Source organism: Streptomyces sp. NPDC043861, assembly GCF_056435905.1.
This window is the reverse complement of sequence record NZ_JBWKDP010000003.1, coordinates 171341-197724: the sequence shown is the minus strand read 5'-3', so window position 1 is coordinate 197724 and position 26384 is coordinate 171341. Positions and strand designations below refer to the sequence as shown.

Sequence of the window (26384 nt, the reverse complement as noted above, 5' to 3'; positions counted from 1 at the left end):
CCTCGACATGTACAACCCGACAGTCGCCCGGCTCACCTACCGGGCCCTCCTCGGACGGCGCCGGGCGGCGATCCTCTTCCTGCTTCCCGGCCTGCTGCTCCTCATCGCCGCCGCGGTGCGGGCGCTCAACGGGGTGGACGACCAGGTCGCCGCCGATGTACTCGGCGGATTCGCCCTGGCGACGATGGTGCCGTTGATCGGTGTCATCGCGGGGACCGGCGCGATCGGCCCCGAGATCGACGACGGCTCGATCGTGTATCTCCTCGCCAAGCCCGTGAAGCGACCGACGATCATCGTCACCAAGCTCATCGTGGCGATCGCCGTGACGATGGCCTTCTCCGCGATCCCCACGCTGCTGGCGGGTCTGATCCTCAACGGCAACGGTCAGCAGATCGCGGTGGCGTACATGGTCGCGGCCCTGGTCGCGTCGATCGCCTACAGCGCGCTGTTCCTGCTGCTCGGCACGATCAGCCGGCACGCGGTCGTGATCGGACTCATCTACGCACTGGTGTGGGAGGCGCTCTTCGGCAGCCTCGTGTCGGGGGCGAAGACCCTCAGCGTGCAGCAGTGGTCGCTGGCCCTTGCGGAGGACGTCGCCGGAGAGGGCATGGTCGCCTCGGACGTGGGCCTGCCTCTGGCGGTGTCGCTGCTGGTGGGTGTCACGGTGCTGGCCACGGGCTACGCGGGACAGAAGCTGCGGACGCTGACACTGGCCGGGGAGGAGTAGCGGGGAGGCTCCGGGACGGGTCGGTGCGTTCGTTCCGGCGGCGACCGGTTCCGGTCGCCGCACGGGCCATGGGCACCCCTCTCCGTTGTCCCGGAGCTCACGCCGTCCCGGCACTCACGCCCGCTTGACGGGGCGGCGAGGACACTGGCCGCCAGGAGAGACGGAGGAGCCGCCATGGCCGAGGAGCCGGTACCGGAAACGGGGGCGGAGCCAGGGGCGGGAACCTGGGAGTCCGCTGATTCCCCGGAGCCCCCGGAGCCCCCGGAGTCCAGGCGGTCCCAGGAACCCGGGCGACCCCGGGATCCCTGGGACGAGCTCGTTCTGGACCAGGACTTCGTACAGGCCGCGGAGACGGCCGAGCCGTCGGCTCGGGCGCGTATGCTCGCCGCCCGCTGGCGCGCCTCCGCGCCCGAGCCCCAGCCGTGGCGCTCCGACGAACCGCCCGCGGGATGGTTCTGGAGCCGGGCGCGCAGACGTCGGCGGTGGCGGAGACGGAAGAGCTGAGGCCCGAGGCGGCAGCGGAGGCGGGCGGCGGGGGGACGACGCCGCAGGAAATTCGGTGGCAGGGAACTGCCCGCGCGGGCAGAGTGGTGGGAGCAGTCGCGCAGAAGTGCATCGAATATTTCTTCGATTCCTTCGATGCGGCGCATGTGACACCACGCATGGGCACGGCGAATTTTTCGAGACCGGGGAGGGGCGCGGCGATGACCGAGAGTACGAGTCCGTCGAGCTCCCAGCAGGGCAGCGCGCGGCAGGCTTCGGAGTAATCATCGGACTCCGTCGAGCCGACCGCAGACAGCTGCCAGGGCGGCCGCTTCGAGCGCGCATCCGCGCGGGCCGCCCTCCCGGAGGATTGGCCGAGAGGTAAGGCACCGGCTTGCTAAGCCGTGGTCGGGGTCAACCCCGCGCGCGTTCGATCCGCGCATCCTCCGCACAACATCACTGAAGAAGCCTCGGACGGTGTCCACCCGCGGACGCCCCGGACCGTATCCACCGGGCCGTGTCGGACGGGTGCCCGCCGGGACGGCTCCGGCAGGGTCAGCCCGAGAGCAGTTGTTCCAGCACCACCGCTACACCGTCGTCGTTGTTCGAGGCCGTGACCTCGTGGGCCACGGCCTTGAGATCGTCGTGAGCGTTGGCCATGGCCACGCCATGAGCGGACCAGGCGAACATCGGGATGTCGTTGGGCATGTCGCCGAAGGCGATCGTCTGCGATGCCTTCACACCGAGCCGACGGGCGGCCAGGGAGAGACCGGTGGCCTTGCTCAGGCCCAGCGGGAGCATCTCCACGATGCCGGCACCGGCCAGCACCACGTCCACCAGACCTCCCACCGTGCCACGGGCGATGCGCGTGAGGGTGTCGTCGTCGAGCGACGGGTGCTGGACGTAGACCTTGGTGAGCGGTGCGGACCACAGTTCGGCCGGATCGTCGCAGAGGACGGCCGGGAGCGGCCCCTCCTGCATCCGGTAGCCGGGGCCGACCATCACCTTGCCTTCGAGGCCGTCGCGAGCGGCGGCGAGAGCCAGCGGGCCTACCTCGGCCTCCAGCTTGGCAAGCGCGAGACCGGCCAGCTGCCGGTCCAGGGTCACCGAGGTCAGCAGCTTGTGCTCGCCCGCGTGGTAGACCTGCGCGCCCTGGCCGCAGACCGCCAGGCCCCGGTAGCCCAGGTCGTCCAGGATGGGGCGGGTCCACGGGGTGGCGCGTCCCGTGACGACGATGTGCGCGGCGCCCGCCGCCGTGGCGGCGGCGAGCGCGGCGCGCGTGCGCTCCGAGACCGTTTCGTCGGAGCGCAGCAGCGTTCCGTCGAGATCCGTGGCTATCAGGCGGTAGGGAAAGCTCACTTGCCCACGGGCTCCAGCACTTCACGGCCGCCCAGGTAGGGCCGGAGCATCTCGGGCACCCGCACCGAACCGTCCGCCAGCTGGTGGTTCTCCAGGATCGCCACGATCGTGCGCGGTACGGCGCACAGTGTGCCGTTCAGCGTCGCGAGCGGCTTGACCTGCTTGCCGTCACGCATGCGCACCGACAGCCGGCGCGCCTGGAATCCGTCGCAGTTCGACGCCGACGTCAGCTCGCGGTACTTGCCCTGGGTGGGAATCCACGCCTCGCAGTCGAACTTCCGGGACGCCGACGAGCCCAGGTCACCGCTCGCCACATCGATCACCTGGAACGGCAGCTCAAGACCGGTCAGCCACTGCTTCTCCCATTCGAGGAGCCGCTTGTGCTCGTTCTCGGCGTCGTCGGGGTCGACGTACGAGAACATCTCGACCTTGTCGAACTGGTGGACGCGGAAGATGCCGCGCGTGTCCTTGCCGTAGGTACCGGCCTCGCGGCGGAAGCACGGCGAGAAGCCCGCGTACCGCAGCGGAAGCTTGTCGGCGTCGATGATCTCGTCCATGTGGTACGCCGCGAGCGGGACCTCGGACGTGCCGACGAGATAGAAGTCGTCCTTCTCCAGGTGGTACACGTTCTCGGCGGCCTGGCCGAGGAAGCCCGTGCCCTCCATGGCGCGCGGGCGGACCAGCGCCGGGGTCAGCATCGGGATGAAGCCGGCCTCCGTGGCCTGGGCGATCGCCGCGTTGACCAGGGCGAGCTCCAGGAGCGCGCCGATGCCGGTCAGGTAGTAGAAGCGCGAGCCGGAGACCTTCGCGCCGCGCTCGACGTCGATGGCGCCGAGCGCCTCGCCGAGCTCCAGGTGGTCCTTGGGCTCGAAGCCCTCGGCACCGAAGTCACGGATCGTGCCGTGCGTCTCCAGGACGGTGAAGTCCTCCTCGCCGCCGACCGGTACGTCGGGGTGGACCAGGTTGCCCAGCCGGAGCAGCAGCCCGCGGGTCTCCTCGTCGGCCTCGTTCTGCTCGGCCTCGGCGGCCTTCACGTCGCTCTTCAGCTGCTCGGCCTTCTTCAGCAGCTCGGCCCGCTCGTCCGGGGACGCCTTGGGGATGAGCTTGCCGAGCGACTTCTGCTCGGAGCGGAGTTCATCGAAACGGACGCCGGACGACCTGCGCCGCTCATCGGCGGAGAGCAGGGCGTCGACGAGCTCGACGTCCTCTCCACGGGCGCGCTGGGAGGCGCGAACACGGTCGGGGTCCTCACGGAGCAGGCGAAGGTCAATCACCCCACCAGGCTACCGGTGTGCGCTCCCGCCTCCCCAGTTGATATTGATTGCGTGTCCCTTTGTCCCAATTGCCCCGAATTAGGGAAAGGGGAGGCAAGGAGGAGCGGGCTTCCGTCAATGAACCGGACGCCAGTCCCGAAATGGGGCAAGTCTCCCTCCCTGCTTGACCCACCCCCCTTGTGGAGTGCGGAACTTGGGGGTCGTTGTCCACAGGGATGCGGAGCTCCGATGAGTTATCCACAGGCTGCTGGGGTGATCTGTGGATTACGGAAGAGATCATTCCGAAAGTGACATGAGGAGCGGGGGATTCCTCTTTCAAACCTGCCCCACACGCTCTTTCGAGTGGCAATTCCTCGCTCCAAAGAGTCGATCAAAGGAATTGTGCTGACGCGGGCAGCCGGTAGGGCTGTGGACCCATGTGGGATGACTGAGGTGATTTGTCGACCTTGTCGTTCTGTGATGTCGACTTGTCCCCAGGTCGAGAGTCCAGCCTGTGGATAACTTCTGTGGGCAAGGAAGGCAGGAAGAGCGTGCAGAAGCCATCGACCTAGGCGAACCCCGGGTTACGCCCGCCCGTCCTGACAGCGTGCCAGCCACTCCGCCGCATTCACGAACTCCGCGTCCGACGTCCCTGGCCGCAGCGCACGCGCCGTCTGCGCCGGCGTCGACACGCCCGCCTGCGGATACGAACCCAGGAATCGCACCTCCGGGCAGATCCGCTTGAGCCCCATCAGAGCCTCGCCCACCCGCCGGTCCGAGATATGGCCCTCGGCGTCGATCGCGAAGCAGTAGTTGCCGATGCCTGCACCGGTCGGCCGCGACTGCAGCAGCATCAGGTTCACCCCGCGCACCGCGAACTCCTGGAGCAGCTCCAGCAGCGCACCCGGGTGGTCATCGCGCTGCCAGATGACCACGGACGTCTTGTCCGCCCCGGTCGGGGCCGCCGGCCGGGCGGGGCGGCCGACCAGCACAAAGCGGGTCTCCGCGTTCTCCGCGTCATGGATCTCGGTGACCAGCGGTTCGAGACCGTAGGTCGCCGCCGCGAATGCACCGGCGAAGGCGGCGTCGAAGCGGCCTTCCTGGACCAGCCGGGCGCCGTCCGCGTTCGACGCCGCCGACTCCCACACGGCGTCGGGCAGATGGGCGCGCAGCCAGTTCCTCACCTGCGGCTGGGCAACCGGGTGTCCGGTCACCGTCTTCACGTCCGACAGCTTTGTGCCGGGCCTCACCAGCAGTGCGAAGGTGATCGGCAGCAGCACTTCCCGGTAGATCATCAGCGGCTCGCCGGAGGCCAGCTCGTCGAGCGTCGCGGTGACACCGCCCTCCACCGAGTTCTCGATGGGTACGAGCGCGGCCGCGGCCTCCCCGTTCCGTACGGAGTCGAGTGCGGCCGGTACCGACACCATGGGGACGAGCTCTCGGGTCGCGGCCTCGGGAAGCGTGCGCAGGGCGGCCTCCGTGAAGGTGCCCTCAGGGCCGAGATAGGCGAAGCGCGTGGCGGACATACCCGTCACCCTAGTGCGCCTACGCCCCTCGCTGCTTTCGTCGCCCTCGCTGGTTCCTCGCACCGCAGCGCCTGCGCCCGTGCCGTCGTTCCCGTCACCCGTGCCGTCCCTGTCGTGTCACGTCAGGTCCCGTCATGACTCGAGCAGACGCTGCCCGACGTATTCACCCTCCTTCGGCCCGCCCGGGACGGCGAAGAGGCCGCTCGATTCATGACGGATGAACGCCGACAGCGCGTCGCCCCGGTCCAGCTTGCGCTGCACAGGCACGAAGCCCTTGAGCGGATCCGCCTGCCAGCAGACGAACAGCAGCCCGGCGTCCGGTGTGCCGTCGACGTCGATTCCGTCGTGGAACGAGAACGGGCGCCGGAGCATCGCGGCTCCGTCGTTCTGCTCCGGCGCCGAGATACGGGCATGGGCGTTGTCAGGGATGACCAATTTCCCGTCGGGGCCGGTCTTGTCCAGTCCGAGTTCGGTCGTCTCGCTGCCACCGGTGAGCGGGGCGCCGTCCGACTTCCGCCGGCCGATCACCCGCTCCTGGTCCTTCAGGGACAGCTGCTCCCAGTCGTCGAGAAGCATGCGGATCCTGCGGACGACCGCGTAGGACCCACCCGCCATCCACGGGTGACGCCCGCCGGACGGGACGAAGACACGCCGGTCGAAGTCCGGTTCGGCGGGCTTCGGATTGCGGGTGCCGTCGATCTGCCCCATCAGATTGCGGGCGGTCATCGGCGCCGCCGTGGCTCCGGGCGAACGGTTGAAACCGTTCATCTGCCAGCGCAGCCGCGCTGCCCGGCCGGCGTCCTTCTGGATCGCACGCAGGGCGTGGAACGCGACCAGCGCGTCGTTCGCGCCGATCTGCACCCAGAGATCGCCGTCGGAGCGCCGGGCGTCGAGCTGGTCCGAGGAGAAGGGGGGCAGCGGGTCCAGCTCGGACGGGCGCTGCGCGGCCAGCCCCGTACGGTCGAAGAAGGTGCGGCCGAAGCCGAAGGTGATGGTCAGCGAGGACGGGCCCGCGTCCAGGGCGACGCCCGTGTCACCGTCCCCCACCGGCTCGCCGGCCATCAGCCGTGCCGCCGTCGCCGACCAGCGCCGCATCAGTGCCACGGCTTCCCTGCGGCCGGCGCTCGCGCCCGCGCCCGCAACGAGGTCGAAGGCGACGAGATGGCCGCGGGACTGCATGGGCGTGGTGATGCCCGCCTGGTGGTCGCCGTGGAAGGACTCGGTGGCGGAGCCGACGGTGGCCAGCGCGGTCACCGGTTCGCCCGCGGCTGCGGCATGGGTCGCGGCACCGCCTGCCGCGCCGAGAACCAGGCCGGTGGCGCCCGCGGCGCCGACCGTGCCCAGCAGCCGGCGTCGCGAGATCTCGATACTGCTGTCGCTCATTGCACTGTCAGCCGATCTTCACGTTCTTCTCGACGGTCGTCTGGTCGATGTCCGACGTCCGTACGGTGATCTGGACCTGCCACTCCCCGGGCAGCGGGACCTGGATGTTGTTCGCACCCCATTGACCGGTCGCGATGTGATCGGGGACGACCGGGAGCGGTCCGATCGCCTCGGCCTTGAGGGTGAACGCGACCTTCACCTCAGGGATGTCCAGGGGTCGTCCGTTGGGCCGGTTCACCCACAGGCGCAGCCCGTTGGCGCCCGAGCGGCCCGGGTCGATCTTCAGCCGGACCGTGCCCTTGCCGTCCTTGCCGCCGCTGTCGAAGGGCAGGGTGAAGTCGACGGGGCGGCTGGGTACGGCGCTGGACGCCTGGCCTCCGCTCGCTGCCCTCACGGCTTCCTCCGTGCGTCCGGGCTCGGTCGAGGTCAGCACGGTCGTCACGGCGAGGAGCACGACGGCGATGCCGGCCTCCGCGAGCACGGAGCGACGCAGCCCGTTGCGGGCCGGATCGGCGTCCCTGAGCCGCTTTCGCCGGGCAGTGGCCAGTGCGGCCCTCTGGCGGGCGAGTTGCGTGGCACGCTCGGGGTCGGAGCCCTGCGCTCCCGGACCGTCTGTCTCGGCCCTGTTCCCGTCAGCGGCTCCGGCGTCCGCCTCGTTCCCGTCGGCGTCGGCGTCCGCCTCGTTCCCGGCGTCGGCGTCGGCGTCGGCGTCGGCCTCGGCCTCCGCAGCCGCCTCGTCATGCCCGTCCGCCCCCGGCGCGGAAGCCTCCGCGAGCTGTGCCGTCCACCGCCGCGAGACCCACGCCACCGCCACGAGCACGGCGACCAGGCCCACCTTCACCAGCAGTAGCCGGCCGTAGGAGGTGCCCGTGAGCGCCGACCAGGAGCCGACCTGGCGCCAGGACTGGTAGAGGCCGGTCAGGGTCAGCACGACGACCGAAGCGAACGCGACCCGGGAGAATCGGAGCACCGCCGTACGTTCCAGGGAAGGCGTCCGGTACAGCGCCACCAGCACCGCCACCAGACCCCCGAGCCAGCAGGCCACGGCCAGCAGATGCAGCACGTCCACGGGCATCGCGACGCCCGGCTGGATCCCGGTCGACGCATGCTCGGAAAGCGCCCAGGTGCCGGCGATGCCGGCTGCGACGACAGTGCCGCCGACGGCGAGCCCGAAGGTGAGGTCGCCCTTCTCCTTCGCATCGTCCCCGGAAGCCTCGGCGTCCCGCCTCGCGTAGGCCCCGAACAGCACCGCCACGAACAGTGCGGCGGCGCCGAGCAGCAGCAGCCGCGACACCAGCGCCGCTCCGGTCTTGGTGTCCAGTACGGACTTCAGCCCGCCCAGGTCCAGGACGTCGGCCAACTCCCCGGAGCCCGTGTAGGGGTTGCGCAGCAGCAGCATCGCCAGCGTCGCCACGATGAGTGTCACCCAGCCCCGGACCACCAGCCGCTGCATCGGCCGTTCACCGGCACCGCGCGGCCAGCACGCGAGGATGAACGCGGCACTGCCCGCGAGCAGGATGAACCCGGTGTACGCGGCGTAGCGCGCGATGTCGTACAGCGTGCCGACGAGTCCGCCGCCCGCCTCCTGTTTCGGCAGCTCCACCACCGTCTTGGAGGGGGTGCCGATGGAGAACGTGAACGCGCCCGCGATCGGATGGCTGTCGGCGGACACCGCCTGCCAGGCGACCGTGTAGGTGCCCTTGGCCAGGCCCGGGTTCAGCGAGACGCCGTACTTGACGAGGCTTCCGCTGCACAGGTTCTGCAGTTCCCCGGTGTCGACCCGTTTGCTTCTGGGGTCGAGGACCCGGATCGAGCTGTCACCCATGGCGACCTGCTCGGAGAAGGTGAGTGTGACGTCCTTGGGGGCGGTGGCGAGCACCGCCCCGTCCTTCGGGGTGCTCCCGGTCAGCGCGGCATGCGCACTCGCGGGCGTCGCGCCCATGAGCACGGTGCCGACGAGCGCGGCCGCGACGAGGAGCAGCCGGATCAGGGAGGTGCCGGGATTCCGTGTCCCGAAGCGCGGGGCGGTGGCCGTCATGTTCTGTCCCCTCGGTGTGTCAGTGGTGCTTCGGGTTGTACGTGCGTTCCTTCACCGGAAGCTCGATCCTGACCGGTTCGGACTTCTCGAAGTGGAGCTCCACGGACACGTTGTCGCCCTGCTCGGGCTTCTGCTTCAGGCCCATGAACATGATGTGGCTGCCGCCGCGCTCAAGAGCCAGCTCGCCGTTTGCAGGGATGTCGAAGGACTTCACCTGCTGCATCTTCTGGTTCTTGGTCTCGTGGATCTGCACATCGGTGGCTATGTCGCTGGTGACCGAGGTGAGCTTGTCCGCCTCACCGCCGTTGTTGGTGACGGTGAGGAACCCGGCCGCCATGTCGTCGACGGGCTGGGGCATGAACGCCCCGCTGACCTTGAGCTCGGGAGCGGATCCGGAGCCGGACGAGCAGCCCGCCAGAGTCAGTCCCGCCGTGAGGGCGACGACGGAGGCGAGGGTGGAGCGGCGGGTCACGGGTTCTCCCCCTTGATGATCTTCGGCAGGTCCTTGGCAAAGTCGTCCGCGCGGGTGCTCTCCCCGTACAGGACATAGCCCTGGTCGGTCGTCGGGGAGAAGGCGATCACCTGCGTGCCGTGCATGGAGACGACGGAACCGTCCTTCTCCTTCTTCGGCGGATCGATGCCGATGCCGAGCTGGCGCGCACCCGCCTGAATGGTGGCGAAGTCACCGGTGAGGCCGACGAACGACGCGTCGCCGGCCGAGGGGAGCCACTTGGCGAGCTCCGCGGCGATGTCCCGCTCGGGGTCGGTGGTGACGAAGACGACCTGGAGCTTGTCCTGGTCGGCCTTGGGCAGCTGCTTCCTGGCGATGGCGATGTTGCTCATCGTCAGCGGACAGACGTCGGGGCAGTGCGTGTAGCCGAAGTAGACCAGCGTGGGCTTGCCCTTGGTCTGCTCGCGGAGGTCGTACTGCTTGCCCTTGGTGTCCGTCAGGACCAGATCGGGCTTGTCGAAGGGGCGGTCCAGGACGGTCGCCGCCTTGGTCCTCGGCTGGGCGGACAGATCGGCGAAGCCGCCGGTGGAGGACGTCTTTTCGTCGCCCTGGGTGAGGGCGAAGCCCGCCGCGACGGCCAGTACCGCCGTGGCGGCGAGCACCGCGATCAGAGGGGTACGCCGACGCGGACGGTTCGGGTCGTCGTTCTTCCGGATGTGCATGAGGTTCTCCCAGGAGGGGTCCGTGCTCGGCCGTCAGGCCGAACGACGCCGGCCGGCCAGCACGCCGAAGGCGACACCCGCGGCACCGGTCACGATGCCCACGACGGCCAGTACGCGGGCGGTGGTGTCGCTGGTCCCCGAGTCCGCCGCGGCTCCGGAGGAACGGCCGTCCTTGTGTTCGTCGCCGTGCCCGCCGTTCTTGCCCTCGCCCTTGGCGTCGGACCCGGCGCCCCCACCGTGGTGGTCAGCGGTCGCCGCGGACAGGGTGAGCACGGGCGCCGGGCTCTCCGGCTCCGCCGCGCCCTCCTTCGGCTCCTCGATCCAGCGGACGATCTCCTTGTTGTCGTACGTCTGCAGGGCCTTGAACACCAGCTTGTCGGTGTCCTCCGGCAGCTTCCCCAGCGAGACCGGGAACTGCTGGAACTCGCCAGGGCCGATCTTGCCGCCGTCGGCGGTCCAGGTGATCTTGGAGACGGCCTCGGTGATCTGCTTGCCGTGCACCGTGAGCGGCTTGGCGAGCTTGGTCTTGGTGACCTCGGCCTTCCAGCCCGGGACGGGCTGCGGCATCACGGAGGACAGCGGGTGCTCGGCGGGGACGGTGACCTCGAGCTTCACCGTCGAGGCGTCGTCGCGCTCGTTGGGGACCTTGAAGTTGACCGTGGCGTAGCCGCCCTTGGCGGCCTCGCCCTGCGGCTGCACGCTGACGTGCGCGAAGGCGGTGCCGGAGAGCAGCAGGACGCCCGAGGCGGCGACGGAGGCGGCGACGGCGAGACGAGAGAAGTTGTTCATGGCAGGGAACGCTCCACGTGAGCAGGAAGGTGATCGGTCCGCGCACGGATGCGCACGGACGCAGCGACACCACTCCCGTCGAGTGGGTCGCTTCAGACTGCGAGGGCGTACGGCACCGGAGGGCCGCGTCTGATCACCGTGTGCTGGAGTGCCCCGGCCGCGAGTGGCGGAGGGTCGTCGGTGAGTGTCCGGGCACGGGCCCGAGGGCCGCTGCCGGGTGCCCCCGGCAGTCCGGCGAGGAGAGCCCGTACGAGAACGAGCGCGGCACGCAGGGAGCGTACGAGCGCCGCTTCCGCGATCTCGGTGGCGCCGTCCACCGACAGCCGTGCCAGCCGGAACAGTGCGACCTCGCCGCGCCGCAGCAGCCAGCCGACGACGACCGCGGCCAGCAGATGGCCGAGCACCATCGGCGCACCGGGCAGCAGCCCGGCCGCTTCCGGGGCCACATGACCCGGGTGGGCGGTGTCGGCGGCATGGCCGACGCCTGCCGGATCGATCCCGGCGCGGACGAGGACCCGATGGGCGTCGGCGGCGCTCAGTGACGTGGCGCCGGCACCGCACAGGAGTTTCGCCGCGGTCCTGATCAGCGCGTCGTCGGCGGTCGGTGCCACCGCGAGCTGACGCTGGCCGAGGCCGAAGAGCGTGTGCAGGGCGAGCTGCCCGCCCGCCAGGGCCGTGGCGATGACCGGCAACGAGTGCTCACGCCCGGCGAGCGGTGTCGCCACAGCGAGGGTGAGCAGGAAACCTGCCACCAGCGTCCACCAGGGGATGGGCGCGCACGAGGCCAGTACATGCCCGAGCGCGGACAGCACGACGCAGACCGCGGCGAACACCGCGGCCCTCAGCAGCCGCAGACCGGCTCCGGCGTGTGCGATCGGGGGCTCGACCGACGGGTGGGCAGACATGGCCGGGACATCATCGCACTGCGTCCGCCGAGGCCGGGCAGCAGGCCCGGAAGGCCGGCTCCGGGGCCGCTCCACGCACGCGCTCCCCGGCATACACCGGGTTGTACACCGGTGTAGGCCACCTGCGCGTCCGCCGAACGGGGGCATTGGCGCCCTGCACGTCGGCCACACGCTTACGAGCGCGGCCTTGCGGCAATAGGTAACGGTATGTCGAGCCGCAGCCAGGAGGCTGGAGCATGAGCATCTGGTGGTCTCTCCATTTGCGGCGTGAGGCTGCGAGCGTCCCGCTCGCCCGTCGCCTTCTCCTCGGCACGATGGAGACCGCAGGCGTCGACCCCGACATCTCCTACGATCTCTCGGTCGCGCTGAGCGAGGCGTGCGCCAATGCCGTGGAGCACGGCGGGAACGCGGAGACGGACGCCCCTTCGGCGGCCTACCGCGTGACGGCGTATCTCGACGGTGAGAAGTGCCTCATCGAGGTGGCGGACTCCGGACCGGGTTTCCCCGACGGCCGCTCCGCACCTCCTCTCGCCTCCCTGGTGCCCACATCGTCCCTGTCCGCGGAGCACGGACGCGGACTCTGTCTCATCGAGCAGCTCGCCGACCACGTCCACTTCGGGAACCGGCCGGGGCGCGGGGCGGTCGTCAGTTTCGACAAGATGCTGAAGTGGCGGGAGGGCGCCCTGCTCAGGGTGACCTGAGCGGGAACGCCCTCCGCTGTCCTCTGCGCCTTGTCGCCCCTCGGCACGCCGGTGGGCCGTTAGCCCGTCGGTCCGTGCGCCGGGGGTCAGCCCTTGAGCTGCGCCATCCAGGCCTCGACCTCGTCGGCCTGCCGCGGCAGCGAAGCCGACAGATTCCGGTTGCCGTCCTCCGTGACGATGATGTCGTCCTCGATCCGGACGCCGATGCCCCGGTACTCGGCGGGCACGGTGAGATCGTCCGCCTGGAAGTACAGCCCCGGCTCGACGGTCAGGCACATGCCCGGCTCCAGGATCGCTTCCACGTACGCCTCGGTCCGTGCGGCAGCGCAGTCGTGCACATCCATGCCGAGCATGTGGCCGGTGCCGTGCAGGGTCCAGCGGCGCTGCAGACCGAGCTCCAGGACCTTCTCCACGTCCAGGTCCCCGAGCAGCCCCCACTCCACCAGCCTGGTGGCGAGAACGCGCTGCGCGGCGTCGTGGAAGTCGCGGAATGCGGCGCCCGGCTTCACCGCGGCGATTCCGGCCTCCTGCGCTTCGTACACCGCGTCGTAGATCTTGCGCTGCAGCTCGCTGAAGCGGCCGTTGATCGGCAGCGTGCGCGTGACGTCCGCGGTGTAGAGCTCCGTGGTCTCGACACCGGCGTCGAGCAGAAGCAGTTCGCCGGGGCGTACGGCGCCGTCGTTGCGCACCCAGTGCAGGGTGGTGGCGTGCGGACCCGCCGCGCAGATCGAGCCGTAGCCGACGTCGTTGCCGTCGACGCGGGCACGCAGGAAGAAGGTGCCCTCGATGTAGCGCTCGCTGGTGGCCTCGGCCTTGTCCAGGACCCTGACCACGTCCTCGAAGCCGCGGGTGGTGAAGTCACAGGCCTTCTGCAGCTCGGCGATCTCGAACTCGTCCTTGACCAGGCGGGCCTCGGAGAGGAAGACGCGCAGCTCCTCGTCGCGTTCGGCGGTGACCTTGTCGGTCAGGGCCGCCTCGATGACGGCGTCGTGGCCGCGGACGTTACGGACCGGGCCCGTCGCCTCCCGCAGCTGCTCGGGCAGCTCCCGTACGTCCTTCGCCGGAATGCCCAGCAGCTGCTCGGCCTCGGCCAGCGAGTGGCGCCGGCCGACCCACAGCTCGCCCTGGCCGTCCAGCCAGAACTCACCGTTCTCCCTGTTGGAGCGCGGCAGCAGATAGACGGTCGCCTCGTGGCCGCTCGTCCCGTCGGCGAACGTCGCCGGCTCCAGGACGAGCACGCCGTCCTCGGTCTGGTCACCGGTGAGGTACGCGTACTCGGTGGAGGCCCGGAACGCGTACTCGGTGTCGTTGGAACGGGTCTTCAGCCGGCCCGCGGGGACGACGAGACGCTCGCCCGGGAAGCGGGCGGAGAGCGCGGCCCGGCGGCGCGCGGTGTGCGCGGCCTGCGGCACCGGCTCCAGGCCGTGGAGCTCGGTGTCGGCCCAGCCCGACTTCATGTTCTCCGCGAGCTCGTCGGAGACACCCGGGTACAGCCCGTTCTTCCGCTGCTTGATCGGCTCTTCGCCCGACTCTTCCGGGGTCTCCGGAGTGAGCTCCTCTGCCACGGGTCCGCCTCCTCGTTGGTACGACACTGAACCCTCACCCATCGTACGGTCGTGCGGAAGACCGCCCGGTGCCGCCGGACCCGTGGCACGGAGTCGGCAGGCGGTCGCGACGCCGTCACGACAGGTGTCGTGCAGGGGTCACTCGAACCAGGCCGCCATCAGCACCACGTCCTCGGCGTCCTCGGCGTCCTCGGTGGTACCGGCGGCGTCCTCGGCGGAGGCGAGGCCGTCGGGCAGCACGGTCCGCAGCACATGGTCGACGATCGCCGCCGGGTCGTGGCGGGCGGCCCGCGGCACACCCGCCGCCGCCGCGTGAAGCCGGGAGAACGCCCGGTCCATGGGATCGCCCGTGCGGCGCAGCAGCCCGTCGGTGTAGAGCAGCACCGTTTCTCCAGGTGCCGGCGAGAACTCCACGCTCGGCGCCTCCCAGCAGGCCAGCATCCCCAGTGGCGCCGACAGTGAGGTCTCGATGAACTCGGTGCGCCGTTCCCCGATGATCAGAGGTGGTGTGTGCCCCGCCCCGGCCAGCACGACCTTGCGCAGCGCGGGCTCGCAGTACGCGAACAGCGCGGTGGCCGAGCGAGCGGGTTCCGTGAGCCGCAGCAGCAGTTCCAGATCGGACAGTACGGCGACGGGGTCCTCACCCTCCATCACCGCGTAGGCCCGCAGACTCGCCCGGAGCCGGCCCATCGCGGCCAGGGCGCTCGGCCCCGAGCCGGAGACCGAGCCGACGGCGAGCCCCAGCGCGCCTTCGGGCAGCGGCAGCGCGTCGTACCACTCGCCGCCGCCCCGCGGTCCACCGAGATGCCGGGCCGCGAGCCGGACCCCGGGCACCCGGGGCAGCCGGCTGGGCAGCAGCTCCTCGGCGATGGTGGCCAGCCGCTTGCGCGCCCGGTCCAGCTCGAGGAGACGGGCCAGATGTTCGGTCGCGTAGCGGCCGTAGAGGCCGACGAGATGACGCCGGCGCTCGATCGGCTCGGCGGGCTCGTCGTAGAACCAGACGGCGACGCCCAGTTTTCCCGCTCCACCGGTGGCGAGCGGCAGGGCGTAGCTGGCGGCGTAGCCGAGGCGCGCGGCGACCTCGCGCAGTCGGGGGTCCAGGTGCTCGTCGCCGAACAGATCGGCCTGCGCGACCGGGGCGGGGACGCTCGCGGGAGCTCCGTCGAGGATCCGGCCGTAGGAGGTGGCGCTGCGCGGGACGGTCTCGATGTGGCCGAGGTCGGCGTGGGCGAGGCCGAGGCCGACGGTGATGGCAGGACCGCGGTCGTACGGAGGTTCGAGGACGACCATGCCCCGGCGGGCGCCGACCAGCGCGGCGCCTGCGCGCAGGAGTTCATGGAGGGCGTCGTCCAGCGTGCTCGTTCCGGCGAGACGCTCGGTGAGTTCGTGAAGGGTCGTGAGGTCGGACACCCACCCGGCCAGCCGGTCCTGGATCAGCGTGCCGGGAGCGGTGTCGGGGACGGAGGCGGACGCGAGAGGGGCGACAGTGTGAGCGGACGCAGGAATCGTTGAATCGATTCCAGCCACTTTCGGCAGGTGAGGGGCGCTCATGGCAGCCGGCTCTCCGACTGGTTCGTTTCGGCCAATAGCATCGCAAACCCCCATGTCATTCTGCGCCGCTATCAATGCATCCACATGTACACGCACACATGAGGGGATGTCCAGCATTGTCCTGCCGAAATTGCTGGTGTCCATGGGGTGTTCGAGGAGCTTCTAACTTGGCCAAAAATTGCCCCCCATGGCGCCTATTTGCGGTCGACTGAAGGCGTTCGAGAGGGTGTACCTCCTGGGACCGAGTCCTGGGAGGAGCGTCATTCCGAGCGTCATGGGTACGTAAACGGTGATGGCCAGGGGCAGTTGGGACGGTCCCGGAACCTGGCGGGGAGCCCGGGCGTCTTAACCGTCGAGGCCGCCGCGCCCCATCCCGAGTGGCGGGACCAGTACAGCGGGACGGCAAAGCGCCATGCACGCGCCACCCCTCGCCACGCGTTTAATGGACACAGCCCACTTCGTTCGGTTTCCCGGCGGTGTTCGTCGCCGCATGTGATCAGGGCTCCCATGCCCGTGGCAGGCCCATGGCGCGGGTGGTGACGTGCCGACTTGGACGCACAGCGAGACGCACGGCGGTACGCACGGTGAAGTGATGCACACATGGTGTGATGTGGCCCTCGGCGTTCAACGGAAAGGACGAGCGCTCATGCGCGAGATCCCCGGAAGGCGACGCAGGCTCTGGTTCCGGCGCAACCGGCATGAGGGAACGCCTGCCCAGCTCGATGCGGCGCTCACCTGCGCAACGGCATGGCACTGGCCCGTGCTGCCCGGCGTGGGACTCGGGCCGGCCGGACGCGGTGACCGCGGACGCGGCTGTGCCTGCCCCGACCCCGAGTGCGTCGTCCCCGGCGCGCACCCGTTCGACCCCGGAATTCTCGCGGCGACCACCGATGAGCGGATGGTGCGCTGGTGGTGGACCAACCGCCCCACGGCACCGATCGTGCTGGCGACGGGTGGCCGGGCGCCGTGCGCGGTCAGTCTGCCCACAGCGGCAGGGGCGAGGGCGCTGGCCGCACTCGACCGCATGGGCATCAGGCTCGGCCCGGTCGTGGCGACCCCGACCCGCTGGGCGCTGCTCGTCGCCCCGTACTCGATGGAGCAACTGGGCGAGCTGCTCTATGCCAAGGACAGGGTGCCCGGATCGCTCCGCTTCCACGGCGAGGGCGGCTATCTGGTGCTGCCGCCGTCGGAGGCCGGCGCCGGGCAGGTCCGCTGGGAGCGGGCGCCGCTGCCGGGATCTGCGAGGCCGTGGCTGCCGGATGTGGAGGCGGTCGTCGATGCCCTGGTGGAGGCGAGCGTGAGCGCGCCGGCCCCGGAGGCGGGGGACGGCACCCGGCTCACGTACTGAGTGGTCCGTACTGGGTCGTCCGTACTGAGTGGTCCCTGCTTCGTCCGTGCTTCGTCCGTGCCGGGCCGGTCTCTGCCGTGCCGTCGGCCGGACTCGGTCCCTGTGCATGGGTCCGGGCGTACGGACCCGTACCGGGTCCACGCGCGCCACGGGCCGCCGTTGCGAACGGAAACCCGGGGCGTGCCCGGTCGTAGGGCGTGCATCGCCTCCGGCGGTGCCGGACCAGGCCGGGACGGTCGCCGGGCCGGATCCCCGGTGGGGGCGGATGCCCGATCGGGGTCACCAATCCATAGCAGATGGCAAGACCACACCCCGCCCGGGAATTCTGGCTGGAATCGATGCGGCCCGCGCGTCACTCCGGGCCCACGCCGCTGCCCGTCGGGGCCCGGACATGCCGCGCCGGCCGAGTGGCGGGGACGTAGGCGGCCGAGGCGTCCGGGTGCGGTTCGTGCGAGGCAAAGGTCCGGGCGCAAGCCGGTCCCCGTTCCCGCAGCCGGGGCGCGGGCGGGGGTGCTGCAGACGCATTGCTTTGCCGTGGCGGGCGATGAGCCGTGATCCGCGAAACGCCTCGTGAGAAGGCCCGAGGTGAAGCGAGTAAGTATCCGGCGGTCTTGGACTGCAAGGGTTCCGGTGATCTCGGATAAGGGACCGCTGGCGCCTGGCGCGGACAGCAACTGATCGGCTGCCGGGGAGAGTTGAGGCCCGGTGGTGCGACGGGCGTAATTCGGGAATAGCAACGCCCGGTCGCTGGCGACGGGGGATGCACCAGCGACCGGGCTTCAAGAACGGTAACAAGAGATCTGCTGTTCGCAAATTCGATCTCGGGTATTCGGACAGCGAATTACCAACCCATGGGGTTGGTTGTGACCGGGATCACCTGTCGGATGACAGGAATCTTCACTGTCCGGACACAGACCGCACGGTCGGTCAGCTGAGGGTCACCTGGCGATTGGTGAGCCCGCCCCGCGCCCGGCGCTCCTCCCCGGTGAGCGGGGCGTCCACGGCGAGCGCGGCGGTGAGGCGCTCGGCGAACTCCGCGGCCGGCTTCTCGCACTCCTCCGCGCCCATGGCGCTCGGCAGGTCCCAGACCGGGACCATGAGTCCGTGCGCACGGAACGAGCCGACGAGACGCGTGCCTTCGCCGAGGCTCGTCGTGCCCGCGGCGTGCAGCCGGGCGAGCGCGTCGAGCAGCTTCTCCTCGGCGTGCGGCATGACCCAGCGCAGATGGTTCTTCTCCGGGGTCTCGCACCAGTACGCCGCGTCCACGCCGGACAGCCTGACCGTGGGGATCGCGGCGGCGTTCGCGCGCTCCAGCGAGGCGGCGACCTCCGGACCGGCGTTCTCCGCGTTGTCCGGGATCCAGAATTCGAATCCCGTGTGGACGACCGGCTCGAACGGGGCTGACGGGTCGAGCAGATCCTGCAGCCGCGGTCCGTCCGCGGGCGCGCGCTCGCCGCCGACCGGCGAACCGGGCTTCGCGGTGAGTGCGCGGCGCAGTGTGTCCGCCAGGTCGCGGCTCAGGTCGCCGGAGGACGTGTCGTTCTGCAGAGCGAGCAGCACGGCGCCGCTGTCGCGGCGCAGGGCCGGCCAAGCCATCGGGAGGACGGTGGCGAGCGTCACCGACGGCACGTCGTCGGGCAGTCCGTCCTTCAGGGTCAGCTCGACGGTGGCGGCGGGGACCAGCTCACGCAGGGCGACCCAGTCGCACTCGGCGGGGAGCCCCTCGAAGGGGCGCTGGACCAGTTCGGTCACGGCGTGCGCGGCGGCCCGGCCGTGACAGGCCTTGTAGCGACGGCCCGAACCGCAGGGGCAGGGCTCGCGGGCCCCGACCACCGGGATCTCTCCGTCGGTGATCTGCGGCTTGACGGCCTTCGTCTGGGGGCGCTTCTTGGCCATGGTGTGGGTCTCTCCCGAGGACTGCGGTGCTGTGGGTGCCTGTGTCTCGGGCGCGAGCCTAGCCGTTACGGTGCGACCACCGGTTGCTACCTGTCGTCGTCGTCCTCGTACGCGTCGTCGACGTACGGTGCCCGGCGTCGTGCTGGGCTGCCGTCGGTGCCGCCGGCCGGGCGCCCCGATTCGGCGTCCGCACCGGCCGTCCTGGTGCCTGACCGCGAATCCTCGGCGCGCACCGCGCCTGCGGCGTCCGCAGGCGCTCATGGCGGCGTGCCCGCCGTCAGGCCTCGTCGTACGCCTCGTCGTACGCGTCCACGAAGCCGAACGCGGCCGCGTGTCCCGGGCTGGTGACGCGCGTAGCGAAATCGTCGTGACGGTGCCCTTCCGCAACGAGCGCCCACACGGTGACCTCACCCGTGGCGCCGTCCCGTACGCCCCAGTCCTGGGCGAGCGCGCTGATGATGTTGAGCCCCCGACCGCCGCGTGCGGTCACCGACGGCGTGGCCGGAACCGGACGGGTCGGACCGCCTCCGTCCGTCACCTCGACGGTCAGCCTGCCTGTTCTGTCGACGCGCCACGCAGCGCGGATGTCACCTTCCCCGATCTCCGAGCGCCCCAGCGGCCTGCCGTGCCGGCAGGCATTGCTGAGGAGTTCGGAAAGGATCAGAACAGCATCGTCGACGACCGATTCGGACACGCCGCTGCGTCGCAGCTGCTCACGCATCCGGTGCCGTGCCTCACCCACGCCCGCAGGGCCATGGGGAACGGCCATGCTCGACGACGTGGGCACCTCCTGTGCCACCACCAACGCCACCCCCGAGACCTCCTTTGCCCCACGCCACGGTGTGGATGCCCCAAGGGACTGGACCGGAAACCGGCCAATACACGTCTGGTGACGCACTCGTAACGGTCGAACACGGAACGAACGCGCCGGTGCACTCCCTGTAGCAGCCGCTAGCGGCGGCCCAGTTGAGCCAGGACCTGCTTGGGGCGGTTGGTGATGATCGCCTCGACCCCGAGGCCGACGCAGAGTTCGACGTCCTCCGGCTCGTTCACGGTCCACACATGGACCTGGTGGCCCGCTGCATGCAGCCGATCGACATAGGAGGGGTGATTGCGTACGAGCCGGATACCCGGTCCCGCGATACGGGCTCCTGCCGGGAGCCGGACCTCGCGCATGCGCAGCGGAGGGAACTGCATCAGATAGACCGTGGGGATCTGCGGTGCGGCGGCCGCGATCCGGTGCAGCGAGCGTGCCGAGAAACTCATGATCCGCACGGGCGACTCGGCGGGGTCCGCCGGGCCGTCGAGGCCGAACCGCTTCAGCAGCTGGAGCAGGCGGTCCTCGACCTGGCCGGCCCACCGGGTGGGGTGCTTGGTCTCGATGGCCAGCTCGATCGGCCGCCCTGCATCGGCGACCAGCTCCAGGAGGCGTTCCAGGGTGAGCACGGACGTGAAGTCGCGGTCGCCCCAGTCCGGGCTCTCGTCCCGGTCCTTCCAGGAGCCGAAGTCGAGCGCCGCGAGTGCCGAGAGCTCGAGGGCGGAGACGGCGCCACGGCCGTTGGACGTACGGTTGACGCGGCGGTCGTGCACACAGACGAGATGGCCGTCGGCAGTGAGCCGTACATCGCATTCGAGGGCGTCGGCCCCGTCCTCTATTGCCTTCACATAGGCGGCCAGGGTGTGTTCTGGGGCGTCCTCCGAGGCGCCTCGGTGAGCGACGACCTGGATCGGGAGTTGTGTCACTGCGTCATGGTGTCATCGTCGCCATGAGGGCGCCGCACCCCTGTCCGCAATGTCCGGGATAAGGGATGGCGCGGATATGCACAGGTCCTGCTTACAGTGGCCTGACGGCCAGTGGGAAAAGCTGGGCGCAGCGGACGGACCGGAAACCGACACGGAAGCGGAATCGAGGAGACAGAGCTGTGAGCACCGAGAACGAGGGCAACGAGGGCACTGCGGGCAGGGCTGTCCCGTCCGTACCTCCTGTGCCACCTCCCGGGCAGGCGGCCGCTCCCGAAGGTGCGGCCGGATACGGGCCCGCCGGTGATGCGGCCGGGCACGGGCCCGCCGGTGATGCCCCGACGCAGCAGATGCCGCCCGCACCGCAGATGCCCCCGGCGCCGCCGGCGTCGGCCCCGGCCGGCCCGGCACACCCTGCGGCCCCGGCCGGCCATGGTGCCGCCGCGGGCGGCGCCGGGTGGCCTCCTCCTCCCCCCACCTCGCCCTGGGGCTGGGACTCCACCGCGCATGCATCGGGGCCCGGCCCTGCGGCCGGACCGCGCAGGCGCTATGGCGGGCTCGTCGCCGCCGTGCTCGCGGCCGCACTCGTCGCGGGCGGGGTCGGCGGCGGCATCGGCTACTGGGCGGCCGAGCGCAACGACGAAGCCGGAATCTCCACGACCGTCTCCGCCGGCGAGGCTCCGGCAAACTTCAAGCGTGATCCCGGCACGGTTGCCGCGGTCGCGAACAAGGCCCTGCCGAGTGTCGTCACCATCGACGCGAAGGCCGAAGGCGGCCAGGGCCAGGGCGGCACGGGCACCGGGTTCGTCTACGACAAGCAGGGCCACATCCTCACCAACAACCACGTGGTGGAGTCCGCTGCCGACGGCGGCACTCTCTCCGTGACCTTCTCGAACGGCAAGGCGTTCGATGCCGAGGTGGTCGGCCGGGCCCAGGGTTACGACGTCGCCGTACTGAAGCTGAAGGACGCCCCGTCAGGCCTGGTCCCGCTGCCGCTCGGGAATTCGGACCGGGTCGTGGTCGGCGACTCGACGATCGCGATCGGTGCGCCCTTCGGCCTCTCCAACACCGTGACGACGGGCATCATCAGCGCCAAGAACCGCCCGGTCGCCTCGGGTGACGGCTCCAGCGGCAAGAACTCGTACATGAGCGCCCTGCAGACCGACGCATCGATCAACCCCGGAAACTCCGGTGGCCCGCTGCTCGATGCGAGCGGTGCGGTGATCGGCATCAACTCCGCCATCCAGTCCGCGGGCGGCAACGGCCTCGGCCAGTCCCAGGCCGGCTCCATCGGCCTCGGTTTCGCCATTCCGATCAACCAGGCCAAGAACGTGGCCGAACAGCTCATCAGGACCGGAGAGCCCGTCTACCCGGTGATCGGCGCCGCGGTGAGCATGACCGGCCAGGGCAACGGTGCCGTGATCCCCGCCCAGGGCTCCGGCAGCACCCCCGCGGTGAGCCCCGACGGTCCGGCCGCCAAGGCGGGCCTCAAGGCGGGTGACGTGATCACCAAGTTCAACGGCAAGCCCATCGACAGCGGTCCCACCCTGATCAGTGAGATCTGGAACCACAAGCCGGGCGACAAGGTCTCGCTCACCTACGAACGCGGCGGTAAGGAGTCCACGGTCGACGTCACCTTGGGGCAGCGCAAGGGTGACAGCTGACGGGCTAGGCTGTGCACGCGCACGTCACCCGTGATCGCCACGGGCGGTGGTGCGCAAGGTGGGTTGCCCGAGCGGCCTAAGGGAACGGTCTTGAAAACCGTCGTGGCAGCGATGTCACCGTGGGTTCAAATCCCACACCCACCGCCAGGTCAGCGTGTGTGCTGGTCAGAAGGGGTGCCCGGAGCTTCCGGGTACCCCTCTCGTATTCGAACTGTCTCAAGGTTTCTCGCCTGTGCCCCGCTGATGACCAGGGCGTGTGGCCCAGAAGCATGCCCTGAGGATCAGAGCGTCAGCACAGGCCGAGTGGAGGAATCCTCGTACATGTCCTCGCCGTCCGGGCCGTACACGAACTCGGCCATGAAGGGGTTACGGTTCGCGGTGGCCAGGGGCAGCCAGGCCAGCAGCGTGCCGTAGCCACCGCACACCGACTCGCCGCCGTCTCCGCCGTGGACCGCGATGACGTCGCTCGTCAGCTCCGAGCGGTAGGTGTCGTAGGCGATGCGCAGGCCGAAGGCGTTCGGCTGAGTGTGCGGGCCGGTTCCATCCCCGTACGGGATGCGGTCCATGGGGCAGGTGTCGCCCCACCGGAACAGCGTGTCCGCGCCGGCTCCGCAGGCGTGCTCCCACTCGTCGGAGGTCGGCATCCGTAGGCCGCGGGCTGCGAGGACAGCCAACATGTCGGCAGGGGGCTCGGTCAGGTTCTCGTCCTCCACGGCCATGAGCACCGCAGCCAGGACGACGCTCCGGCGTGGACTGAGCAATTGTGCGAGGTGGGCTCGAAGATCGGGCCCGAAGCCGTATCCCTGATCCAGGCTCTCCTGGTAGTCGGCGGTCTGCTCGGGCGTCGGCTGCCAGGCGGCGAGGTCGAATCCGAGTGTCACTGCGCCACCGGGTATGAGCGCGAATTCCTGGGCGTTCCGCTCGATGCGGACGCGGTGGAGCGGGGCCCCGAGGTGCTCAATGGTTTCGACGACGGTCACACGGCCATCGACTCGGGCCGCCGCCTTCTCGGCGACGCGACGTGCGGTAGGCAGGTCGAAGGAACGCCACTGGTCAAGACTGAGATCGGCGAGAGACATGTGCCGCAGTGTCGCAGGCGGGTCTGACATGGATACCTGTTGCGGGTTCCCGGTGGCCATGGCTCGGGACCTGGCTGACGTCCTGCTTCGCCCTCGGCGTGACGTTCGACGACGAGGCCGAAGGTCACGCCATCGACGGTCAGCAGGAAGGGGCGGATCGCGATGTCCCCGTGCTCGCGCTGGGGGAGGGCATCGAGCATGGCCGCCATTCGCGCGTCCGCACGGGCCAGTACGGAGTCGTCGTCGCTCGGTCGTCGCTGCTGCTCGGCGCCTTGTCGATGAGCTGGTTTGCCTGGCTGCCCGGCTGTGCAGGCATCGTGAGCGTGGCCCGACGCCTGCACAGCCGCGGTCATGGCGTGACACGTTCAGTGAGTACGACTGACGTCACGGCGGTCAGCCGCCGCTACCAGCCATGAACGAGGTTGCAGCCGATCGGCTGCAGCTTCCTTACCCGTCCAGCCGATACGCCGAACTCGGCTGCAGCTGTGTGGGACAGCCTGGGGTCCCCTTCACCCAGTGCCGGACCCAGGTCGCTTCGGTCCCGGTTTCCCGTGGAGAGGGCAAGGAGAACGCCCGGCGAAACCCATGGGGGCAGCGCCGAGGCAGGGAATGCCAGGAGAACTACTTCTTCCACTGGACGTCGTAGGCCACCAGTGCGTACTGGCCGCACTCGCCCTCGAACTTCCAGTATCCGCGGCCGACCCACTTGCCGTAGTGCGTCTTGCCGTTGCGGCAGTCGGTCGACGTGCGGGCCTTTCCACGCGTGACGTGGCAGTCGGCGCTCCAACCGTGGCTGGTGGTCTTCCAGTTCTTGCAGGTGTAGCCGTAGTCGTTGGCGCTCGCTGCACCAGGCATGGCGACGAGCATGCCGCCCGCGAGGACGGTGGTGGCGACAGCGGCTCCGAGGCTGCGCATCACACGCTTCATGTTTCCTCCGTTACCCGCTCATATACGCACGGCACGGCACGGGGCGGAGCGGGTGAGGCGCCCCCCGCCGCCCGGTTGATGATCTTACCGGGGAGGCGGGGTGCCCTGTGTCGCCGCCAACTGGAATGGGGCCGTGCCGTTCTCGGCGCCGCCCGGGCGCCTGGTTGGTCGTGTGTTGCCCCAGCTGGCGCAAGCACGCAGAGAGAGCGATGCGTCGGCCATCCGATCGAACCCCTGAAGTGGGTGCAGGGCTTGGCCCGCCCTCCAGAGCACGTCCTCTGGAGGCGCTGTGGGCCATGTGCGGGCCAGCGAAGGCAGTTGGACACCCTTCTTTGGTGCTGGTGCTGGTGCTGGTGCTGGTGCTGGTGCTGGTGCTGGTGCTGGTTTATGGATCCTCTGCCAGCGTTCGGTGCCAACCACGGAGGAGTGAGTCGGCGGTGGTTGACGAGGCTGCGGCTGTACCGGCGAAGGCGAGGAAGTGCTCGGCCTTGCGTTCGTAGCGGGTCGGAAGGCAGTGCTCCCGAAGTTTCGATGGGCCGCTACGAAATGACACGGTTGGGTCGCCGGTAAGTCGCTATAAATGGGGCGAACTCGTGTAGCGAGAGGAATGTCAGTGAATGTCCGCTGCGACACAAAGATTCCACTGATCAGTCGTATTCGCAGACGATGTGCCGGGGTGTGCTCCATGCTCCTCGGCGCGATCGCGCTCGTCCTTTTCCCTCAGGCCTCGTCCGCCTACGCTGCCCCGATCACCTCGCCGGGGCCGCTTACCTCGATCGACATCAGCAGCGACTTGAACTGCTCTGTCAGACACACCGGGGACCTTTTTCCCGAGTGGTTCGGCGGCACTGCTTGCGGCACCTTCATTGCGCTGAACAGCACGCTGTACGGACCAAGTGCGGTGCCGGCCGGCCAAAGCGCTGCACCGCGCACGGCGTACTCGCCAGTCAGCCAGTCGGCGGTCACCGGCTCGGGCACCGGGGCCGATCCGTACCAAGTGGTGACCGTGGTGAACGCCGGAACCGGCGTCACGCTCACCCAGACCGACCGCTATGTCGTCGGCCAAGACCTCTACGACACCAAAGTAGCCGTCCAGAACAATTCGGGGCAGCAGCGCGTCGGCAATATCTACACGGCAGGGGACTGCTACCTGCAGGACAGCGACTCCGGCTATGGGCGCGTCATCCGAACGGCTCCGGCCTGCAGCACCACCCCCGACGCCGGTGGTCGTATCGTGGGGCTTCTGCCACGCACGAGCGGAAACGCATACATCGAGGCCCACTTCGACCAAGTCTGGAGCCGGATCGGCACCCAGCAGCCTTTTCCGAACACCTGCCAGTGCAGTGAACTGCTCGACAACGGCATCGGTATCAGCTGGCCGGTGAATATCGCGGACGGTGGAAGCGCCACCTACCAGTGGTCGACGTCCTTCTCCCCCACGGGAGCGGTACCGCTCGTCACCGGAGCCGCCGCGGACGACCGCGTATCGGAGGCCGGGGCCGACAACGGGTACACCGTCACCCTCGAAAATCCCAATACCTCTGCTGCCACGGTCAACAGCATCTCGGTCGTTCTGCCTCAAGGATTCTCCTACCGGCCCGGGACGACGACGGGGATCACCACGCATGATCCGGCCATCGACGGACAGACCCTGACCTGGCAGGGCCCCTTCACACTGGCAGCGGAGGCCACCGCCACCGTCACATTCGGCGTCACGGTCGGCACCAGAGCCGGCACGTACACCATCGATGTGGACGCAACCTCACCCGATACCGCAGTGACACCCGCGATTGATGCGGCTCCGGTCATGGTCATCGTGCCGCCGGTCATCACCAGCCCTGCCGACGGGTCACGCATCAAGGGTTGCCGCGAGCCCGTGGACAACGCCGTCGAACAGAAGGGCTCGAGCTGTGTGCTGACGTTCGTCGGTACCGGTGAGGCCGGTGCCAGGATCTCGGTCACCGAAGATGACAACGAGATCTGCTCAGCCACCGTCAACGAGTCCGGTGAATGGACGTGCAGGGCGAACGCGGCGAGCGGGGTCGGCGAGCACACCTTCGTCGCCGTGGCGACGGACGGCAGTGGTAACGCCACCAAGGGTGAGCCGGTGACCGTGACCATCAAGCCTCGGCACCATCCGCACAAGGAGAAGCCCCACAAGCCCCACAAGCCCCACAGGCCGCACGGCAATGACGGGCACGGGAACACGCGAGTGGCCGCGTGAGTCGATGAGGCCGAGGCAAGGCACGCTTCTCCGCCGTTCTTGAGAACCGTCGT

General features: G+C 69.7%; 24 protein-coding genes and 2 tRNA genes. 9 read left to right on the top strand and 17 right to left on the bottom strand.

The window, feature by feature from the left end; translation table 11 throughout:
- Window positions 1-7 precede the first annotated feature (7 nt).
- From AC068D_RS08485 to AC068D_RS08475, 3 genes are all read left to right on the top strand, one after another.
- A complete protein-coding gene (locus tag AC068D_RS08485) occupies window positions 8-727 on the top strand; it encodes an ABC transporter permease (protein ID WP_478822196.1) in 720 nt (239 codons plus the stop codon).
- A 321-nt stretch (window positions 728-1048) separates the two neighbouring features.
- A complete protein-coding gene (locus AC068D_RS08480; RefSeq protein ID WP_478822597.1) occupies window positions 1049-1231 on the top strand; it encodes an SGM_3592 family protein in 183 nt (60 codons plus the stop codon).
- Between the two features lie 343 nt (window positions 1232-1574).
- Window positions 1575-1659: transfer RNA gene (locus AC068D_RS08475), tRNA-Ser, on the top strand.
- A gap of 106 nt (window positions 1660-1765) precedes the next feature.
- Here AC068D_RS08475 and AC068D_RS08470 read toward each other — a convergent pair.
- The 9 genes from AC068D_RS08470 to AC068D_RS08430 form a co-directional block, all read right to left on the bottom strand.
- Window positions 1766-2569, bottom strand: a complete 804-nt coding sequence (locus tag AC068D_RS08470; RefSeq protein ID WP_478822195.1) for an HAD family hydrolase — start codon at window positions 2567-2569, stop codon at window positions 1766-1768.
- Entirely contained in the window at window positions 2566-3843 is a 1278-nt protein-coding gene (gene serS, locus AC068D_RS08465; protein WP_478822194.1) for a serine--tRNA ligase, read from the bottom strand. The genes AC068D_RS08470 and serS overlap by 4 nt, the downstream gene beginning before the upstream one ends.
- 563 nt (window positions 3844-4406) lie before the next feature.
- Entirely contained in the window at window positions 4407-5348 is a 942-nt protein-coding gene (gene pheA / locus AC068D_RS08460; protein ID WP_478822193.1) for a prephenate dehydratase, read from the bottom strand.
- A gap of 132 nt (window positions 5349-5480) precedes the next feature.
- Complete coding sequence (gene efeB / locus AC068D_RS08455; protein ID WP_478822192.1) at window positions 5481-6731, bottom strand: iron uptake transporter deferrochelatase/peroxidase subunit; 1251 nt, start codon at window positions 6729-6731, stop codon at window positions 5481-5483.
- A 7-nt stretch (window positions 6732-6738) separates the two neighbouring features.
- Window positions 6739-8769, bottom strand: a complete 2031-nt coding sequence (locus AC068D_RS08450; protein WP_478822191.1) for a copper resistance CopC/CopD family protein — start codon at window positions 8767-8769, stop codon at window positions 6739-6741.
- A 19-nt stretch (window positions 8770-8788) separates the two neighbouring features.
- The gene (locus tag AC068D_RS08445) at window positions 8789-9241 is read right to left on the bottom strand and encodes a copper chaperone PCu(A)C (RefSeq protein ID WP_478822190.1); all 453 of its coding nucleotides are present in this window, start codon (window positions 9239-9241) and stop codon (window positions 8789-8791) included.
- On the bottom strand, window positions 9238-9942 hold the full coding sequence (locus AC068D_RS08440) for an SCO family protein (RefSeq protein ID WP_478822189.1): 705 nt from the start codon (window positions 9940-9942) through the stop codon (window positions 9238-9240). Before AC068D_RS08440 ends, AC068D_RS08445 begins: the two co-directional genes overlap by 4 nt.
- 33 nt (window positions 9943-9975) lie before the next feature.
- The gene (locus AC068D_RS08435; RefSeq protein WP_478822188.1) at window positions 9976-10731 is read right to left on the bottom strand and encodes a YcnI family copper-binding membrane protein; all 756 of its coding nucleotides are present in this window, start codon (window positions 10729-10731) and stop codon (window positions 9976-9978) included.
- 92 nt (window positions 10732-10823) lie between these two features.
- The gene (locus AC068D_RS08430) at window positions 10824-11636 is read right to left on the bottom strand and encodes a hypothetical protein (protein WP_478822187.1); all 813 of its coding nucleotides are present in this window, start codon (window positions 11634-11636) and stop codon (window positions 10824-10826) included.
- 236 nt (window positions 11637-11872) lie between these two features.
- Between AC068D_RS08430 and AC068D_RS08425 the strand changes: the two genes are divergently transcribed.
- Window positions 11873-12337 (top strand): ATP-binding protein, encoded by a 465-nt coding sequence (locus AC068D_RS08425; RefSeq protein WP_478822186.1) that lies wholly within the window; start codon window positions 11873-11875, stop codon window positions 12335-12337.
- A gap of 86 nt (window positions 12338-12423) precedes the next feature.
- Here AC068D_RS08425 and AC068D_RS08420 read toward each other — a convergent pair whose 3' ends face one another.
- Window positions 12424-13902, bottom strand: coding sequence for an aminopeptidase P family protein (locus AC068D_RS08420; protein ID WP_478822185.1), 1479 nt, complete (start codon window positions 13900-13902; stop codon window positions 12424-12426).
- A 138-nt stretch (window positions 13903-14040) separates the two neighbouring features.
- A complete protein-coding gene (locus tag AC068D_RS08415; protein ID WP_478822596.1) occupies window positions 14041-15570 on the bottom strand; it encodes a PP2C family protein-serine/threonine phosphatase in 1530 nt (509 codons plus the stop codon).
- 529 nt (window positions 15571-16099) lie between these two features.
- Between AC068D_RS08415 and AC068D_RS08410 the strand changes: the two genes are divergently transcribed.
- Complete coding sequence (locus AC068D_RS08410) at window positions 16100-16801, top strand: bifunctional DNA primase/polymerase (protein ID WP_478822184.1); 702 nt, start codon at window positions 16100-16102, stop codon at window positions 16799-16801.
- A 927-nt stretch (window positions 16802-17728) separates the two neighbouring features.
- Here AC068D_RS08410 and AC068D_RS08405 read toward each other — a convergent pair.
- The 3 genes from AC068D_RS08405 to AC068D_RS08395 all read right to left on the bottom strand — a co-directional run bounded on the left by AC068D_RS08405 (window position 17729) and on the right by AC068D_RS08395 (window position 20440).
- Window positions 17729-18697: a DUF5926 family protein gene (locus tag AC068D_RS08405; RefSeq protein ID WP_478822183.1), complete on the bottom strand. Its 969-nt coding sequence runs from the start codon at window positions 18695-18697 to the stop codon at window positions 17729-17731.
- A 277-nt stretch (window positions 18698-18974) separates the two neighbouring features.
- Entirely contained in the window at window positions 18975-19595 is a 621-nt protein-coding gene (locus AC068D_RS08400) for an ATP-binding protein (protein WP_478822182.1), read from the bottom strand.
- Between the two features lie 53 nt (window positions 19596-19648).
- A complete protein-coding gene (locus AC068D_RS08395) occupies window positions 19649-20440 on the bottom strand; it encodes a glycerophosphodiester phosphodiesterase (protein WP_478822181.1) in 792 nt (263 codons plus the stop codon).
- 179 nt (window positions 20441-20619) lie between these two features.
- On the opposite strand from AC068D_RS08395, the gene AC068D_RS08390 reads away from it, so the two are divergent.
- Window positions 20620-22101 carry a S1C family serine protease gene (locus AC068D_RS08390; RefSeq protein ID WP_478822180.1) on the top strand — a complete coding sequence of 494 codons (1482 nt, stop codon included), beginning with the start codon at window positions 20620-20622 and terminating at the stop codon, window positions 22099-22101.
- Between the two features lie 57 nt (window positions 22102-22158).
- Window positions 22159-22248: transfer RNA gene (locus tag AC068D_RS08385), tRNA-Ser, on the top strand.
- 134 nt (window positions 22249-22382) lie between these two features.
- On the opposite strand, the gene AC068D_RS08380 is transcribed toward AC068D_RS08385, so the two are convergent.
- Window positions 22383-23180 (bottom strand): hypothetical protein, encoded by a 798-nt coding sequence (locus tag AC068D_RS08380; RefSeq protein WP_478822179.1) that lies wholly within the window; start codon window positions 23178-23180, stop codon window positions 22383-22385.
- A 98-nt stretch (window positions 23181-23278) separates the two neighbouring features.
- Between AC068D_RS08380 and AC068D_RS08375 the strand changes: the two genes are divergently transcribed.
- Window positions 23279-23596 carry a hypothetical protein gene (locus tag AC068D_RS08375; RefSeq protein ID WP_478822178.1) on the top strand — a complete coding sequence of 106 codons (318 nt, stop codon included), beginning with the start codon at window positions 23279-23281 and terminating at the stop codon, window positions 23594-23596.
- Between the two features lie 205 nt (window positions 23597-23801).
- On the opposite strand, the gene AC068D_RS08370 is transcribed toward AC068D_RS08375, so the two are convergent.
- Window positions 23802-24107 (bottom strand): hypothetical protein, encoded by a 306-nt coding sequence (locus tag AC068D_RS08370; RefSeq protein ID WP_478822177.1) that lies wholly within the window; start codon window positions 24105-24107, stop codon window positions 23802-23804.
- A 735-nt stretch (window positions 24108-24842) separates the two neighbouring features.
- A complete protein-coding gene (locus AC068D_RS08365) occupies window positions 24843-25085 on the bottom strand; it encodes a hypothetical protein (protein WP_478822176.1) in 243 nt (80 codons plus the stop codon).
- A 31-nt stretch (window positions 25086-25116) separates the two neighbouring features.
- Here AC068D_RS08365 and AC068D_RS08360 point away from each other — a divergent pair, with 31 nt between their 5' ends.
- Window positions 25117-26331, top strand: coding sequence for an Ig-like domain-containing protein (locus AC068D_RS08360; RefSeq protein WP_478822175.1), 1215 nt, complete (start codon window positions 25117-25119; stop codon window positions 26329-26331).
- The last annotated feature ends 53 nt before the right edge of the window (window positions 26332-26384 follow it).